This is a genomic window from Pannonibacter carbonis (genome assembly GCF_003012935.1).
Lineage (GTDB): Bacteria > Pseudomonadota > Alphaproteobacteria > Rhizobiales > Stappiaceae > Pannonibacter > Pannonibacter carbonis.
In genome coordinates this window covers 20,724-35,470 of sequence record NZ_PUDR01000007.1, presented here as the reverse complement: position 1 = coordinate 35,470, position 14,747 = coordinate 20,724, and the positions used below count along the sequence as shown (strand labels likewise).

Here is a 14,747-nt window from a genome sequence, read left to right as displayed (position 1 = left end):
GGCTCCTGCCTGCGCAGGAGCGACGAGGGAGAGAGGGGATGCAGAGCGGGAGACAGAGGGGGCAAGAAACCACGCGATCTGCCCTTGACGTTAACGGAATGTGCGGGCAGGGTCCGGGGCGATGTGATCCACTCCCGCAGGAGACCCGACATGCCCATTCCCGCCGCGCTGACCAAGGGCCTCAAGCTGCCGGCCATTGCCTCGCCGATGTTCCTCGCCTCCGGGCCGGATCTGGTGGTGGAGACGGCCAGGGCCGGCGTGGTCGGCACGTTTCCGGCGCTGAACCAGCGCACGACGCAGGGCTATGGCGACTGGCTGGACGAGATCGCCGGGCGGCTGGCAGAGGCTGGCGAGGCCGCAGCGTTCGGCGTCAACCTGATCGTGCACCGCTCCAACGCCCGCATCGAGGCCGATGTGATGATGACGGTGGCGAAGAAAGTGCCGCTGGTCATCACCTCGCTCGGCGCGGTGAAGGATGTGGTCGATGCGGTGCATTCCTATGGCGGGCTGGTGTTCCACGATGTGATCAACGCGCGCCACGCCGAAAAGGCGGCAGAGGCAGGCGTCGACGGCATCATTGCGGTGGCGGCCGGGGCGGGGGGCCATGCCGGCTCGTTCAGCCCCTTTGCGCTCGTCAGCGAGATCCGCAAAGTCTGGTCCGGCACGCTGGTGCTGGCCGGGGCCATGAACACCGGCGCCGACATTCTCGCCGCCCGTGCCATGGGCGCCGACATGGGCTACATGGGCACGCGGTTCCTGGCCACCCACGAGGCGCAGATCGAGCCGGCCTACAAGGAGATGATCGTCGATGCCAGCGCCCGCGACATTCTCTACACGCCGGCAATCAGCGGCGTGAACGCCAATTTCCTGAAACCCTCGATCATCGCCGCCGGGCTCGACCCGGACAATCTCACGGCCCATGGCAAGATGGACCTGGAAGGCGAGGCCAAGGCCTGGAAGACCGTGTGGTCCGCCGGCCATGGCGTTGGCGGGATCTCCGAGGTTCTGCCGGCGGGCGAGCTCTGCGCCCGGCTGATTGCGGAGTACAGGGCCACCAAGGCGGCGGTGGCGGCCGATCCGTTCTGAGGGCGGGTGAGGGAGGACGCACAGACATCCCCCCCTCGTCGCTCCTGCGCAGGCAGGAGCCCAGTAAACGGGGCGCTTCTTGGTTTTCCATGCCGCAAAACAACGCTTGTCGGTGGTTACTAGGCTCCTGCCTGCGCAGGAGCGACGAGGGCTGACGAGGATGGAAGCCATTTCCAAGAAACAAAAAAAAGGCCGGACGTGCTGTCCGGCCTTCTGTCCAAATCACGGCTGAAGGCTGCGCTCAGCCCTTGGCGCCCTGGCCGCGGGAATAGATGTCCTCGTAGCGGATGATGTCGTCTTCGCCCAGATACGCCCCGGTCTGCACCTCGATCAGCACCATCGGCACCTTGCCCGGGTTCTCCATCCGGTGGATGGCGCCGAGCGGGATGTAGACCGACTGGTTTTCCGTCACGAGCCGGACGTCCTCGTTGACGGTGACGCGTGCGGTGCCCGACACCACGATCCAGTGCTCGGAGCGGTGCACGTGGCTCTGCAGCGACAGCGCCGCGCCGGGATGCACGACGATGCGCTTGACCTGGAACCGGTCGGCGAGCGCCAGCGTCTCGAACCAGCCCCACGGCCGGTGATCGCGCGGGAAGGTCTCGGCCTGGCGCGCGCCCTTCTGCTTCAGCGCCTCGACGGCGAGCTTCACGTCCTGGGCGCGGGACTTGTCGGCCACCAGCACGGCGTCATTCATCGCCACCGCGATGACATCCTTGAGGCCGATGCCGACGAGCTGCAGCCCGTCGCTGTCGGAGCGCAGGAGCGTGCCGTCGCAGTCGATGGCTGTCGCCTCGCCGCCAAGGCTGTTGCCGCGCGCGTCCGGGCCCATTTCCTTGGCCACCATGTCCCAGCCGCCCAGATCCGACCAGCCGGCGCCGAAGGGCACGGCGGTCAGGTTGGAGGCGCGCTCCATCACCGCATAGTCGATGGAGATCGACGGCGCACGGGCAAAGGCCGCCGGATCGAGCCGCAGGAAGCCGAGGTCGGACTTGGCGTCCGCGACCGCGCTTGTGACGGGCTCCATCAGGTCCGGCGCCAGCGCCTGGAACGCGTCCAGAATGGTGGAGACCTTGAACAGGAAGATGCCAGCGTTCCACAAGTATGAGCCGGCGGCGAGCATCGCCTCGGCCTTCTCCCGGTTCGGCTTCTCGACAAAGCGCTTCAGCGCAACGGGCTCGCCTTCGGCGGCGGCGGCCGACAGCTCCAGCCAGCCATAGCCGGTTTCGGCATGGGTCGGGCGGATGCCGAAGGTGACGATCTGGCCGCTTTCGGCCGCCGGAACGCCAGCCGCCACGGCGGCGCGGAAGGCAGCCGGGTTCGGCACAACATGGTCGGACGGGGCAACGAGCATCAACCCGTCCGGATCTGTCTTGGCGATGTGGAGTGCTGCGGCCAGCACGGCGGGCGCGGTGTTGCGCGCTTCCGGCTCGATCAGGATCGCCCCCGGGTCAATGCCCACAGTGGTCAGCTGCTCGGTGACGATGAAACGGTAATCCGACCCGGTGATGACGACGGGCGCGGCAAAACCCTCCGCCGACAGCCGTTTCGCCGAGCCCTGGAACAGGCTTTCCTCACCGATCAGCGGCGCAAACTGCTTGGGAAAGCTCTTGCGCGACAAGGGCCAAAGGCGGGTCCCGGAACCGCCAACCAGGAGAAGGGGAGTGATCATGACGCCTCTGAAATGCACAATGGCTGGATTCTGTCTGGAGATGCAAAGAACGCGGCACGCGGGCTCGCGTCAAGCTCAACCTTCGCGCCCCCGTCCCACGCTTGCATAGGCAAACCCGTGCCGGGTGACGTCGGCGGCCTTGTAGACATTGCGCAGGTCGACGAGGACCGGGGCTTTCATCACGGTCTTGAGGCGCGGGAAGTCGAGGGCGCGGAAGGCGTCCCATTCGGTGACAATGACGAGGGCGTCCGCGCCGGTGGCGCAGTCATAGGCGTCCTTCGTGTAGGTCACGGTGTCGAGCAGGCCCTTCGCCGCCTCCATCCCCTCCGGGTCATAGCCGCGCACGGTGGCGCCGCCATCCAGCAAGGCCTGGATGATCGAGAGCGAGGGGGCCTCGCGCATGTCGTCGGTGTTCGGCTTGAAGGTGAGGCCGAGAATGGCGATCGTCTTGCCGCGCAGGTCACCGCCGACCGCCGCCACCACCTTGCGCGCCATGGCGCGCTTGCGTTGGTCGTTGATCGCCACCGTCGTCTCGATCAGGCGCACCGGGCTGTCATGGTCCTGCGCGGTCTTGACGAGGGCCAGCGTGTCCTTCGGGAAGCACGAGCCGCCATAGCCGGGGCCGGCATGCAGGAACTTCGAGCCGATGCGGCCGTCAAGGCCGATGCCGCGTGCCACGTCCTGCACATCGGCGCCAACGCGCTCGCACAGGTCCGCCATCTCGTTGATGAAGGTGATCTTCATGGCGAGGAAGGCGTTGCCGGCGTATTTGATCAGCTCCGACGTGCGCCTTGCGGTGAAGAGCAGGGGGGCCTGGTTGAGATAGAGCGGACGGTAGACCTCGGTCATCGGCTCGCGGGCGCGCTCGTCCTCGATGCCGATGACGATGCGGTCCGGGCGCTTGAAGTCGCCGATGGCCGCACCTTCGCGCAGGAATTCCGGGTTGGAGACGACCACCACATCGGCGTCCGGGTTGGTGTCGCGGATGATGCGCTCGACCTCGTCGCCGGTGCCGACCGGCACGGTCGACTTGGTGACGACGACGGTGAAGCCCTGCACGGCCGCGGCAATCTCACGGGCGCAGCCATGGACATAGGAGAGATCCGCATGACCATCGCCGCGCCGCGACGGGGTGCCGACGGCGATGAACACCACATCGGCGTCACCGACGGGGCCGGCAAGATCGGTGGTGAAGGAAAGGCGCCCGGCCTTGACGTTGGTGGCGACCAGCTGGTCGAGGCCCGGCTCGAAGATCGGGATCTCGCCGCGCTTCAGCGCCTCGATCTTGTCGACGGCCTTGTCGACGCAGGTCACTTCATGGCCGAAATCGGCAAGGCAGGCACCAGAAACCAGGCCCACATAGCCGGAGCCGATCATCGCAATCTTCATGTCAAAATCCTGAACGCGGGACCAGGGCATTGCCTGTCCGGGCAACGGGGCTGCAACCGAGTGGCGTTCCATCTTCGACCACACAGGGTAACCAGCGGCGTGGCCGGGACGTCCGACGAGCCCGGCGACGGTGTTAGCCGGGTTTCATGTCGGTTTCAATTCGGCGCTGACACGGATGCGATGTCAGATGCCCTGCAGGATGTCCCGCAGCATGTGGGACATCAGGTCGATGCGGCCGAGCGCCTCGCGCAGTTCATCCTGGTCGCGGTGGCTGAGCCGGGCGATCTCCACCCTGTTGGATGGAGGTATACCCGCCTGAAGATCAGCGATCTGCTGCGTCAGGACGAGGCGGATCAGGAATCCGTGGATGTTGGCGAGAAGGTCGGCATCGGTCTCGGACCGATGCGCGGCGCTTGCTGCGGCCACAAGGCGGCGCGGGGTGGCAAGATCGGTAATGCCGTAGCGAAGGGCGATAGTCCGGGCGCCCGCAACAAGCGGCAGGAGGCCGCCGGCCTTCAGGTCAACGCGCCCCTGATCATCCTTGCGTATGCGGCCGAAAAGGCCGAGTGGCGGGCCGTGGCTTGCGGCGGTTTCGCCAAGCGCCCGCAGCATGCCGAGCGATCCGCGGGCGGTGTCCATGGCATGCACGCGCAAGGATTCCGCAAGACGTGCACCACCACTGCCGGACACATGCGCCGGGGTGAAATCATAGAAGATGTCGACATTTAGCAGCGACTGGGGGGAAGGGTGGCTGGCCCAGTCTGCCAGCTGGCTTTCCCATTCCGACAGCCTGCGCCGCCAGGTGCGGTTGCGAGCCATCACGCCGCCGGAGCACAAAGGAATGCCGGCGCGGTCCAGTATCTCGTTGATCCGGCCCGCAAAGCGCGTGAACCAGTCGTCGGCGCTGTCGAGGTCGCCGGGATAGGCATTGTCGATGACCAGCGCATTGTCCTGGTCTGCCGCCAGCATGCTTTCGCCGCGCCCGCCCGAGCCAAGAACAAGAAGGGCATAGTTGGCGGGAGCGGGACCTGCACCGGCGGCGATGAGCTCTGCCTCGGCCAGTTCCGCTGCGCGGGCGGTCATGGCCTTGCCTTCTGCCGCGATGATGGCGCAGACACTGCGGGCATCCTGGCCGTCGTCGAGCAGGCCGCTGGCCAGGGCCGGCAGTGCGGACTGGACCTTGGCCAGATCGCGTGGCCGGGTTGCGGCAGCAATCTCGTCACCAACGGTCAGTGTCGCCAGCGCACGTTCCCGCAACAACGTGCGCAAGGTGAAGATGCCCGACACGCGGCCGCCGCCATCGGTGACGCCAAGATAGCGCAGGTTGCGCCGGGCCATCAGGCCGAGGGCGCGATAAAGAAACGTGTCGGCCGGCGCGGAAATGATCGGAGCCGTCATCAGTGTGCTGACGATGAGATCCGGTGCGCCGGCTCCGGACTGCGCCAGGGCATGGAGGACATCACGCTCGGTCAGGATGCCCGGGTCCTCGCCGTCCCGGTCGATGATCAGGCAGCCAATGCCCCGCTCTGCCATGAGGGAAGCTGCGGCCGACAATGGCGCTGTCTGCGGAAGGCTGATCGGGGGACTGCTCATGACATCAGACAGGCGGTTGCGATAGAGGTAACTGTCGATGGCCTTGCGCGAGCCACTGCGCAGAACGGCCTGGGCGAAGTCGCGCTTGTCCTTCGGCCGGTTGAACCAGCCCGCTTCCTCCTGGCGGGCGATCAGGCCGGTCGGCTTGCGGCAGAGATTTTCTGCCTCTGCCAGCGTGCGGATGCCCTTGGCAATAAGGCGTGGCTGGAGGCCGACATAGACCTCGGCGGTGGCGAAGGCGTCGCCGAGCGCCGTGTGGCGGCCCTTGATGTCGATGCCGAGGCTGAGGGCGAGACTGTCGAGTGAGGTGTCGACCAGGGCGGGATCCAGCCCGGCGATCATCAACGCCACGTCGAGGGCCAGCGGATCTTTCCAGTTTGTCCCCGTGCGTTCCGCCTCGTGGCGCAGGATTGCCAGGTCGAAATGGATCGAATGCCCCACCACCACGGCACCGCCGATGAAGGCGGCCAGTTCCGGCAGGACTTCGGCAATCGTCCTCTGTCCGGCAACATCGCCATCGCCGAGCCCGTGGATGCGCTGCGCCACTTCAGGGATCGGCATCTGTGGATCAACGAGGATATTGAACACTTCGCTGGCCAGGATCTCGCGGCCGTACATGCGCACGGCGCCGATCTGAACGATGCGGTCCTTGCGGATATCGAGGCCGGTGGTCTCGGTGTCGAGAACCACGACATCGAGCGCGATCAGGGGCGTCAGGCCACCAAGCGCCGGGGCAGAGAGCGGGATCCGCTTCAAGCTGCAACGTCCATCTTGCCGGAGAGCTCGCGGGCGAAACCGACAAGGTCAAGCCGCTTGCGCAGGGTTGCCTGATAATCGATGAAACGGAAGGCGACGTTGTTCAGCACCATGATCTTGTCAGCTTCGCGGACATCGTCGGTGATGGGCGCGTGGTCCAGAAGCCGAAGGGCCGTGGCGGTACAGATGGCATCCGGTTTCAGCGGCGCCCGCTCCATGAACACCGGCAACCGCGCCTCGAACTCGGCGATGGCTTCGTCCCAGCCGCGGTCCTTGCGGTGCTCGGGGATGGCTTCGGACGCAAGCACGTCCCGGTAGAGCTGCAACAGGCCAGTGGCCCGGACGACCGGATCCTCTGGCAGGTTTTCCCGCATTTCAGCTTCCATGATCAGGATCAGATCCTGCGCTGCAACCGCAAAGCCTTCCCACTTGCAGATCTGCAGGGCAAAACCGAATCCCTCGTCCTGGAACAACTTGGGGCCGGCGAGGAGGGTTCGGGCGCGCAAGTAGGAGTAGCTGGAGCCCTGCGCGAGGAAGGCCGCGCCGGCACGGATGGTTTCTACTGCGGCAGTCCAGTCGGAACGGCGCCTTTTCGGCAAAATAGATCCAATGAAGTCAAGCACTTGCTTCCGCTCCCTTAGGACAATGCCTTGTTTTGGCTGCCCGATTAGTCTTTAGGATAACTTCCCTTATGCAGTTTGAAGGGAATATTCTGATCCCGCAAGTATCTCGGCAACGCAATATATTTTATGTTGCTGTGCGAAGCAGGGACATCCGTGCTTTGCCGGTTCATGAATATTGCGGGGAGGCAGGAGGCGGCGCGCCAGGTAAGGGGGTGCGGCGGGTCCGGCGGCCGAGGTGCTCCAACGGGAGGAATGACCTTGACCGACAAACTGCCACCGGAAGTTGCGGCGGCGCACTGGCGTAAGACAAGCAGTCTGATGTGGACTACGCTTGCTGTCTGGGCGGTGTTCAGCTTTTTTATTCACATGTTCGTATCGTCGCTGAATGGCGTCGTGATCCTGGGCTTCCCGCTCGGCTATTACATGGCCGCGCAGGGCTCGCTAATCGTCTTCGTCGTGTTGATCTTCTGGTTCTCGAGCCGGCAGAACGCAATTGATGAAGAGTTCGGCGTAGCCGAAGACTGAGGAGACCCCAGATGGCAATGAGTATGAAAGGGGACTTCACCGAAAACCTGGGCAAGATCTACACGGTCTATGTCGGCGGGTTTGCGGGGTTTGTCGTTCTTATGGCGATCTTCGAGATGCTGGGCGTCCCGGAGCGTGTCATCATGTGGTCCTACATGGCCGCGACCATCGGCATTTATGCCTTCATCGGCATCATGTCGCGCACCGCCGTCGTGTCGGAATACTATGTCGCTGGCCGCTCGGTTCCGGCGATCTACAACGGCATGGCGACCGGTGCGGACTGGATGTCCGGTGCCAGCTTCGTCGGCATGGCGGGCACGCTGTTCGTGCTGGGCTATGACGGCCTTGCCTTCGTTCTTGGCTGGACCGGCGGTTATGTGCTGGTCGCGGTGCTTCTGGCACCGTATCTGCGCAAGTTCGGTGCCTACACGGTGCCAGACTTCCTGGGCACCCGCTATGGCGGCAATGCGGCGCGGCTGGTCGGCATCATCGTGCTGTTTGCCTGCTCGTTTACCTACATTACCGCACAGGTCTATGCCTCTGGCATCATTGCCTCGCAGTTCCTTGGCATTGACTTCCAGTACGCGGTGTTTGCAGGGCTTGCCGGCATTCTCGTCTGCTCCATGCTGGGCGGCATGAAGGCCGTGACCTGGACCCAAGTGGCTCAGTATATCGTGCTGATTGTTGCCTATCTGCTGCCGGCAATCTGGATGTCGACCGTCACATTCGGTATTCCGCTGCCGCAGCTCACCTACGGCGGTGCCCTGTCGAAGATTGCCGAGTATGAACAGGTCCTGGGAATTGCGAAATCCTATGTCGCACCTTTCCAGAACTATACTCCGCTCGACTTCTTCTCGCTGATCTTCTGCCTGATGGTCGGCACTGCATCACTGCCGCATATCCTCATGCGTTTCTTCACGACACCGACGGTTCGTGAAGCCCGCAAGTCGGTGGGCTGGTCGCTGTTCTTCATCTTCCTGCTGTATTTCACGGCTCCGGCCTATGCAGCCTTCTCGAAGATGAACCTGATGAGCCTGTTTGCAGGTGCTGAGGGCAACATCCTTGCCTTCTCGGCAATTCCGCAGTGGATGCTGAACTGGGGCTCGATTGCCGGCCATCAGCTGGTAACGATCTGCGGTGTGAAGGCTGAAACCGTACAGGCCATCACTGCGGCCTGTGAGGCCAAGGGTCTTGTCGGCGGCTTCCCCTACGCGGAACTCAGGCTCAACAACGACATGATCGTGCTGTCGACCCCGTCGATTGCCGGCATGCCGATCTGGGTTGTCGGTCTCGTCGGTGCGGGTGGTTTTGCCGCCGCGCTTTCGACCGCCGATGGGCTTCTGCTCGCCATCGCCAACGCGCTGTCGCATGACGTCTACTATCGCATGATCGATCCCAAGGCCGATGCCAAGCGTCGCCTGATGATCTCCAAGATCCTGCTGGTCGTCGTTGCTCTTGCGGCCGCGTTCCTCGCCCGCACCAAGCCGTCTGACATCCTGTCAATGGTGGCCTGGGCCTTCTCCATCGCCGCTGCGGGTCTTTTCGCCCCGCTCGTCATGGGCGTGTGGTGGAAGCGTGCGACGAACCTAGGTGGCATCATGGGCATGATCGCCGGCTTCGGCATCACCATGTACTACCTGATTGGCAATGTGTACGGCTTCGATTTCGTCAAGGGCACCGGGGATGAGATCTCTTGGTTCGGTGTCAAGGCGATCTCCGCCGGCATCTTCGGCGTGCCTGTGGCCTTCGTCGTCACCTATGTGGTGTCGCTGGTGACCCCGGCTCCAAGCCAGGAGATGCAGGACTTCGTCGACCGCCTGCGGCTGCCGAAAGGTGGCACGATGATGGTCGCCGGGCACTGAGTTTGCCGCTATAGATCGGGCGCAGGATCTTCACGGTCCTGCGCCCGTCGCTTTTTAACTCCAAGGGAATTCCAGATGCAGCAGGGGTCGGCCATTACTGGCATCTTCATTCTGGCCGGGACCTATGTCATGGCCATCGCAACGTTTCTCCTTGGCGGCATGCCGGGGGAAGTGGCGGTCCTGCTAGGTGGGACCTATGCCCTGACCGCGATTGCCGCGTTCCTGTTTTCGCGCGGTGTGCTGGAATTCGTGGTCGGTTCCGACCGGAACATCACCTTCTTCGTCGTGCTGCGCAAAGTCACTGATCCGCTGCTGGCGCTGGTTGCGCCAATCACGCCAGGCTTTCTTATGCCTTTTGCCATGGCGCTTTACGGGGCTTTCCTCTTCTTCTTTCTGAAGGTGTTCCTGTTCGGGGACGCTTTCCTCGAAGTCCCGCCGCTGTTCATCGTCATCTACCTGATGCTGATGTCGTGAGCGGTCCCGCTCACGGCTGATCCATCGCGGCCTGCCATTCGTCCAGAAAGCCCTGGCGGGTGAGGCTGTCGAGCTGGGCCAGCAGTCCAGGATCGAGCCGGATTGGCCGCAGATGCGGTTTCTCCGCGTAGACACGCGGATCGATCAACGGCAGGCCGGCAGCCTCCAGCACGAGGGACTGGCCGGCGGGCGACAGGAGATAGGCGAGAAAGGCACCGCCCTCCGCCGGCCGTTGGGCTTCCTGCGGGATCAACGCCGTGCGCAGCAGCGTCACGGTGAAATCCTCCGGTTCGACGAGGATGATCTTGTCGCGGTAGAGGTCATCCTTGCGGCTGTAGCTGCCCAGGACATTGTAGGCCAGCAGCAACTCGCCGCTGAGCATCGCCTCGATCATGTTGGCTGAGCAGCAATAGAGTTTCGTGTCCAGCCGTCCCATCACCTCGGCAAGGCGCCAGAAGGTCTCGCTGAGCCGGGCGTCCTGGGTCGCGAAAAGGTAGCCCGCGCCCGAGACCTTTGGATCATAGGTGCCGATGCGACCGCGAAACCGGTCGGCGTGATCGCGCAGCAATGCAATCACATCGCGCCGGCTGCGCGGCACCGGCAGGCCACCGTCCAGCGCCTCGCGGGCGATCAGCAGCACGGCTGGCTCCTGTGCCACGGCGACCAGCGTGTCCCGCCATCTTGCCCAGGCCGGCCGCCCGGCCAGGATGCCATCGGGCAGTGGCCTCGCGCGGCCGTCATTAGCAAGTTTCATCTGCAGGTCCATGGCCGAGGATATCACCACGTCAAACGATGCCTTCTCCCGATCAATCGCAGTGAACACTTCCTGGCTGGAGGCCACCACATAGGAGACGGCAATGTCAGGCCGGGCGGCAATGAAGCCGTCGAGGACGGGGGCGAAAACAGCGATATCCGTGGTCGAGAGGACCCGGATGCGGGTTGCCGCACCGGGGTTGCCAAACAGACGTTCGGCCTCGATCTCAAAGGCACGGGTGGGCGAGCCGGGCAGACAGGCCGCAACCAGCAGTAGCAGCAACAAGCGGATGAAGCGCCCGGTCGGGGGGCGCTGTTCGAGCTGATGCTGGCAAGGCCAGCGTCGTACCTCGGCCTGTCCGGAGCAGTGGGTCATGGCGTGTCCTGTGCTGTCAGGGCGACCGGGCCTGAGGTCTGATCTGATGTCCGCAATTCGGCTGGTGCAAGGGGCAGGGACAGGATCGCGGCTGTGCCGCCGGACGGGCGGGCCTCCAGCCTGAAGCTGCCACCCATGGCTTCGACCGCTTCGGCGACAATTGTCAGGCCGAGCCCGGAGCCGACCACGTCCTCAACATTGCTGCCACGCTGAAAGCGGACGCGCAGGTCATCAGCCACAGCGCCGTCCAGACCGCGGCCCTGATCGAGACACCGGAACGTGGCGATCTCCGCCGTGGCCGACAAGGTGATGTGGATGTCGGACTCCTCGGAGGAATATTTGATCGCATTGTCGATCAGGTTGCGCAGGGCCGCTTCCAGCAGCACTGCGTCACCGGAGACCACCAGGAGACCGGCCGGCTTGTCGAGGTGCAGCCGGATGTCCTTGAGATCCGCCGTGGTGCGGTAGCGATCCACCAGGCCGCGAGCGAGTTGGCCAAGGTCGACCCGGGCGAAGGCCTGTTGCTCGGCACGGTAGAGGACGGTGGCGTGGTCCAGCAACTGCCCTGCCGAGCGGGAGCCTTCATCGACGGTGCGCAGCAGTCGGCGCAGGCGCTGGCGCATAGGCTCGTCCTTGGCGAGGCGCAGTGCCAACTCGACTTCACTGCGCAAGGTGGCAAGAGGCGTACGGATGTGGTGCGCGGCCTCGGCAATGAAAGTCTCGGTCTGGGCGAGGGTGGACTTCAGGCGGGCGATGAAACTGTTGAGGGCGCCGATCAGCGGGGCCAGTTCCTCCGGCACGGGATGGCGCACCGGCCTGAGGTCGCGCGGGCCACGCCGTGTCATTGCTTCGGCAAGCCGGTCCAAAGGGCGCAGCAGGCTGGTGGCGGCCACGAGACTGGCTGGAATGGCCAGGAGAAACACCAGCAGTCCGAGCAGGGCGGCCCGATTTGCCAGGTGCTGGGCGATAACGCGCTGGCCCTCCCGCGTCTGGCCGACAATCACCAGTGCAGTCACGGGCAGGCCGTCGATGATCAGGTTGCGCGAGACCGCAGCCAGGCGCAGGTCGGCCTCGCGGTAGGTGCGGGAATAGAACACCGGGGCAACGGCGGTCGGTGTGTCGCGGGGCAGGGGCAGGTCGGCGTAGCCGGTCAGCGTCGTCTCGCCGATCAGGATGCGGTAGAAAACCCGTTCCTCGCCCATGGCGGCGAGCATCGAGAAGGTTTCCGGTGGCAGGCTGACCCTTGCCCCGCTTTCGCCGCTGCGCAAGTCATCGGCAATGGAGGCGGTGGCAACGCCGAGGACCGCGTCGAGTGTGGTCTCGGAGGCGGTCTCGGCGCTGAAGCGGACGGCGACAAACAGGATGACAGCGAGAATGCCGGCGATGGCCAGCAGGCGAATCACCAGCCGGCGGCGCAGGGACGGTGCGATACGGGCCGTCGTCATGTTCCGCTCAGCCGATAGCCGAGGCCGCGCATGGTGTCGATGCGCAGGCGGCTGCCTGCCAGTTTCTTGCGCAGGCGTCCGACATAGACTTCGATGGCGTTGTCGCTGACCGGTTCAGAGAAGGAAAACAGCCGGTCGCACAGGTGGTCCTTGGACAGGATGCGGCCCGGTGCCCCGAGGAAGACCTCCAGCAAGCGCAGTTCCCGGCTGCGCAGTTCCCGGGTCTCGCCGTTGACCTCGATGGTTCCGGCGAGCGGATCGAAAGTGAGGTCGGCATGACGATGGCGAGTGTCGGCGACGCCGCCACGACGGCGCAGGATGGCGCGGCAGCGCGCTTCCAGTTCGGCATAGTCGAAAGGTTTGGTGATGTAGTCATCCGCGCCCATGTCGAGGGTGCCAACCCGATCGCTGATGGCCGCGCGGGCTGTCATGACAATCACCGGCGTGGTGTTGCCGGCCTCGCGCTGGCTCGTCAGGAAGACGCGGCCATCGCCATCGGGCAGCATGATGTCGAGTAGCACCAGGTCATAGACTGCGGCCTGCTGGAACTCCCGCGCCTGGGCCAAAGTCTGAGCGAGATCAACGGCATGCCCCTCCAGCATCAGGCGTTCCTGGACGGACCGGCCGAGGTCTTCATGGTCTTCGATCAGAAGAAAGCGCAAGGTCTTACCCGTTGTTAAAGCCTGTGACAGGTTTGTGTCAGGTTTCCCGCAAATGAATGGCGGACGCAAGGGGCTGAGGAGCCCGTGCGCCATATCCATTCCCCAGGGAGGAGAACCAGGGATGAAAACGACTTTCAAGGCGTTCGCGCTTGGCGCGGCGCTTGTCGCAGGCCTGTCCGTCAGCGCATCCGCCACCGAGTGCATTGCTCCGGCCAACCCGGGCGGGGGCTGGGACTTCACCTGCCGCCAGGTTGGCCAGATCATGCATGAGATCGGCGTCGTGCCGAACCCGGTGCAGGTGACCAACATGGCCGGTGCCGGCGGCGGAGTTGCCTACGGTCATGTTGTCGGCGAGCGGGGCTCTGATGCGGACCTGATCATTGCCGCGTCGTCCGCCACCACCACCCGCCTCGCCCAGAACGCATTTTCCGGCATGACAGCGGACCAGGTCCGCTGGCTCGGCACACTCGGCGGTGATCCGGGCGTGATCGTCGTTGCCAAGGACAGCCCTTTGCAGACACTCGCCGACTTGGTGGAAGCGGTGAAGACAAACCCGAGCAAGGTGGCCTTTGCCGGCGGCTCGGCGGTGGGTGGTTTTGACCATCTCAAGGTCCTGATGCTGATGGACCGCGCCGGCTTCAAGGACGCACGCGCCATCAAGTACATCGGCGTTGACGGCGGAGCTGATGCGATCACCCAGACGGTTGGCGGCTTCACCGCAGCCATGACTGGCGATATCTCGGAAATCAGCGGTTTCATCAAGTCAGGCGATGTCCGCGCGGTCGCTGTCCTGGCCGATGAACGCATTGCAGCTTTCCCGGATATTCCGACAGCCAAGGAACAGGGCATCGACATGGTCGCGGTCAACTGGCGTGGGTTCTATGTCCCGAAGGACATTTCCGATGCCGACTTTGCGAAGTGGTCGGACGGCCTGAAGAAAGTTGCCGAGTCGGCGCAGTGGCAGAAGGTCATGGCCGACAACGGCCTGGCTCCCTACACGCTGATCGGTGACGACTTCGAGAAGTGGGTCGGCGAGAACATTGCCGAAATCCAGACCATTTCTCGCGAGATCGGGATCATCAAATAATGCGCGGCGACCGGATCTTTGGTCTGGTCATGATCTTTGCGGCGCTGGGGTATCTCCTCAGCGCCGCGGGCATCGAGACCAGCTTTCTCTCCGACCCGATCGGTCCGAGGGTGTTTCCTTACATCATTGGCGGTGTGATCCTGGTTTCGGCAGTTGCCATGCTGCTGCAGCCGGATCCGGATGCGGACTGGCCCCGCTCAGCGACGCTGGCGAAGCTGGCCCTGACACTGGCGTTGCTGATCCTCTATGCCATGTCGGTGCGGCCGCTCGGTTTCATCGTGCCGACCATGATTGCTGCCGGTGTGCTGAGCTTCCAGATTTCGCCGCGCCCCGTGCCCGCCGCCCTGACGGGCGCTGGTCTCGGGATCGGCCTGTTCCTTGTCTTCAAATATGCCCTCGGCCTCGGCCTCGTGGCGCTGCCGCGCGCCCTGATGGGCTAAGGAG

Annotated in this window: 13 protein-coding genes; 6 read left to right on the top strand and 7 right to left on the bottom strand. The window is 64.3% G+C overall.

Annotation, left to right across the window (positions count from 1 at the left end; genetic code table 11):
- Positions 1–150: 150 nt before the first annotated feature.
- A complete protein-coding gene (locus tag C8348_RS11050) occupies positions 151–1,086 on the top strand; it encodes an NAD(P)H-dependent flavin oxidoreductase (protein ID WP_106753399.1) in 936 nt (311 codons plus the stop codon).
- Between the two features lie 241 nt (positions 1,087–1,327).
- Here C8348_RS11050 and C8348_RS11045 read toward each other — a convergent pair whose 3' ends face one another.
- From C8348_RS11045 to C8348_RS11030, 4 genes are all read right to left on the bottom strand, one after another.
- Positions 1,328–2,758 (bottom strand): mannose-1-phosphate guanylyltransferase/mannose-6-phosphate isomerase, encoded by a 1,431-nt coding sequence (locus tag C8348_RS11045; protein ID WP_106753398.1) that lies wholly within the window; start codon positions 2,756–2,758, stop codon positions 1,328–1,330.
- Positions 2,759–2,833: 75 nt separating this feature from the next.
- Positions 2,834–4,147 carry a UDP-glucose dehydrogenase family protein gene (locus C8348_RS11040; RefSeq protein ID WP_106753609.1) on the bottom strand — a complete coding sequence of 438 codons (1,314 nt, stop codon included), beginning with the start codon at positions 4,145–4,147 and terminating at the stop codon, positions 2,834–2,836.
- Positions 4,148–4,330: 183 nt separating this feature from the next.
- Positions 4,331–6,496 carry a DUF294 nucleotidyltransferase-like domain-containing protein gene (locus C8348_RS11035; protein ID WP_208983707.1) on the bottom strand — a complete coding sequence of 722 codons (2,166 nt, stop codon included), beginning with the start codon at positions 6,494–6,496 and terminating at the stop codon, positions 4,331–4,333.
- Complete coding sequence (locus C8348_RS11030; RefSeq protein WP_106753397.1) at positions 6,493–7,119, bottom strand: esterase; 627 nt, start codon at positions 7,117–7,119, stop codon at positions 6,493–6,495. The genes C8348_RS11035 and C8348_RS11030 overlap by 4 nt, the downstream gene beginning before the upstream one ends.
- Before the next feature lie 252 nt (positions 7,120–7,371).
- Here C8348_RS11030 and C8348_RS11025 point away from each other — a divergent pair, with 252 nt between their 5' ends.
- The 3 genes from C8348_RS11025 (at position 7,372) to C8348_RS11015 (ending at position 9,980) form a co-directional block, all read left to right on the top strand.
- Positions 7,372–7,644, top strand: a complete 273-nt coding sequence (locus tag C8348_RS11025; protein ID WP_106753396.1) for a DUF4212 domain-containing protein — start codon at positions 7,372–7,374, stop codon at positions 7,642–7,644.
- An 11-nt stretch (positions 7,645–7,655) separates the two neighbouring features.
- On the top strand, positions 7,656–9,506 hold the full coding sequence (locus C8348_RS11020) for a sodium:solute symporter family protein (RefSeq protein ID WP_208983706.1): 1,851 nt from the start codon (positions 7,656–7,658) through the stop codon (positions 9,504–9,506).
- A gap of 75 nt (positions 9,507–9,581) precedes the next feature.
- Positions 9,582–9,980: a hypothetical protein gene (locus C8348_RS11015; protein WP_106753394.1), complete on the top strand. Its 399-nt coding sequence runs from the start codon at positions 9,582–9,584 to the stop codon at positions 9,978–9,980.
- A gap of 10 nt (positions 9,981–9,990) precedes the next feature.
- Here C8348_RS11015 and C8348_RS11010 read toward each other — a convergent pair whose 3' ends face one another.
- From C8348_RS11010 to C8348_RS11000, 3 genes are read right to left on the bottom strand one after another with little or no spacing between them, the layout of a single operon-like run.
- Positions 9,991–11,109: an ABC transporter substrate-binding protein gene (locus tag C8348_RS11010; RefSeq protein ID WP_106753393.1), complete on the bottom strand. Its 1,119-nt coding sequence runs from the start codon at positions 11,107–11,109 to the stop codon at positions 9,991–9,993.
- Positions 11,106–12,554, bottom strand: a complete 1,449-nt coding sequence (locus C8348_RS11005; protein WP_106753392.1) for a sensor histidine kinase — start codon at positions 12,552–12,554, stop codon at positions 11,106–11,108. The genes C8348_RS11010 and C8348_RS11005 overlap by 4 nt, the downstream gene beginning before the upstream one ends.
- Positions 12,551–13,216 carry a response regulator transcription factor gene (locus tag C8348_RS11000; protein ID WP_106753391.1) on the bottom strand — a complete coding sequence of 222 codons (666 nt, stop codon included), beginning with the start codon at positions 13,214–13,216 and terminating at the stop codon, positions 12,551–12,553. The genes C8348_RS11005 and C8348_RS11000 overlap by 4 nt, the downstream gene beginning before the upstream one ends.
- Before the next feature lie 121 nt (positions 13,217–13,337).
- On the opposite strand from C8348_RS11000, the gene C8348_RS10995 reads away from it, so the two are divergent.
- A complete protein-coding gene (locus C8348_RS10995) occupies positions 13,338–14,303 on the top strand; it encodes a Bug family tripartite tricarboxylate transporter substrate binding protein (RefSeq protein ID WP_106753390.1) in 966 nt (321 codons plus the stop codon).
- Positions 14,303–14,743 (top strand): tripartite tricarboxylate transporter TctB family protein, encoded by a 441-nt coding sequence (locus C8348_RS10990; protein WP_106753389.1) that lies wholly within the window; start codon positions 14,303–14,305, stop codon positions 14,741–14,743. Before C8348_RS10995 ends, C8348_RS10990 begins: the two co-directional genes overlap by 1 nt.
- The last annotated feature ends 4 nt before the right edge of the window (positions 14,744–14,747 follow it).

What these genes read in the sequence shown, in the direction of transcription:
- C8348_RS11005 (WP_106753392.1), bottom strand. Translation starts at nt 12,554, where the DNA reads ATGACGACGGCCCGTATCGCACCGTCCCTGCGCCGCCGGCTGGTGATT.
- C8348_RS11045 (WP_106753398.1), bottom strand. Translation starts at nt 2,758, where the DNA reads ATGATCACTCCCCTTCTCCTGGTTGGCGGTTCCGGGACCCGCCTTTGG.
- C8348_RS11040 (WP_106753609.1), bottom strand. Translation starts at nt 4,147, where the DNA reads ATGAAGATTGCGATGATCGGCTCCGGCTATGTGGGCCTGGTTTCTGGT.
- C8348_RS10990 (WP_106753389.1), top strand. Translation starts at nt 14,303, where the DNA reads ATGCGCGGCGACCGGATCTTTGGTCTGGTCATGATCTTTGCGGCGCTG.
- C8348_RS11025 (WP_106753396.1), top strand. Translation starts at nt 7,372, where the DNA reads ATGACCTTGACCGACAAACTGCCACCGGAAGTTGCGGCGGCGCACTGG.
- C8348_RS11020 (WP_208983706.1), top strand. Translation starts at nt 7,656, where the DNA reads ATGGCAATGAGTATGAAAGGGGACTTCACCGAAAACCTGGGCAAGATC.
- C8348_RS11015 (WP_106753394.1), top strand. Translation starts at nt 9,582, where the DNA reads ATGCAGCAGGGGTCGGCCATTACTGGCATCTTCATTCTGGCCGGGACC.
- C8348_RS10995 (WP_106753390.1), top strand. Translation starts at nt 13,338, where the DNA reads ATGAAAACGACTTTCAAGGCGTTCGCGCTTGGCGCGGCGCTTGTCGCA.
- C8348_RS11010 (WP_106753393.1), bottom strand. Translation starts at nt 11,109, where the DNA reads ATGACCCACTGCTCCGGACAGGCCGAGGTACGACGCTGGCCTTGCCAG.
- C8348_RS11050 (WP_106753399.1), top strand. Translation starts at nt 151, where the DNA reads ATGCCCATTCCCGCCGCGCTGACCAAGGGCCTCAAGCTGCCGGCCATT.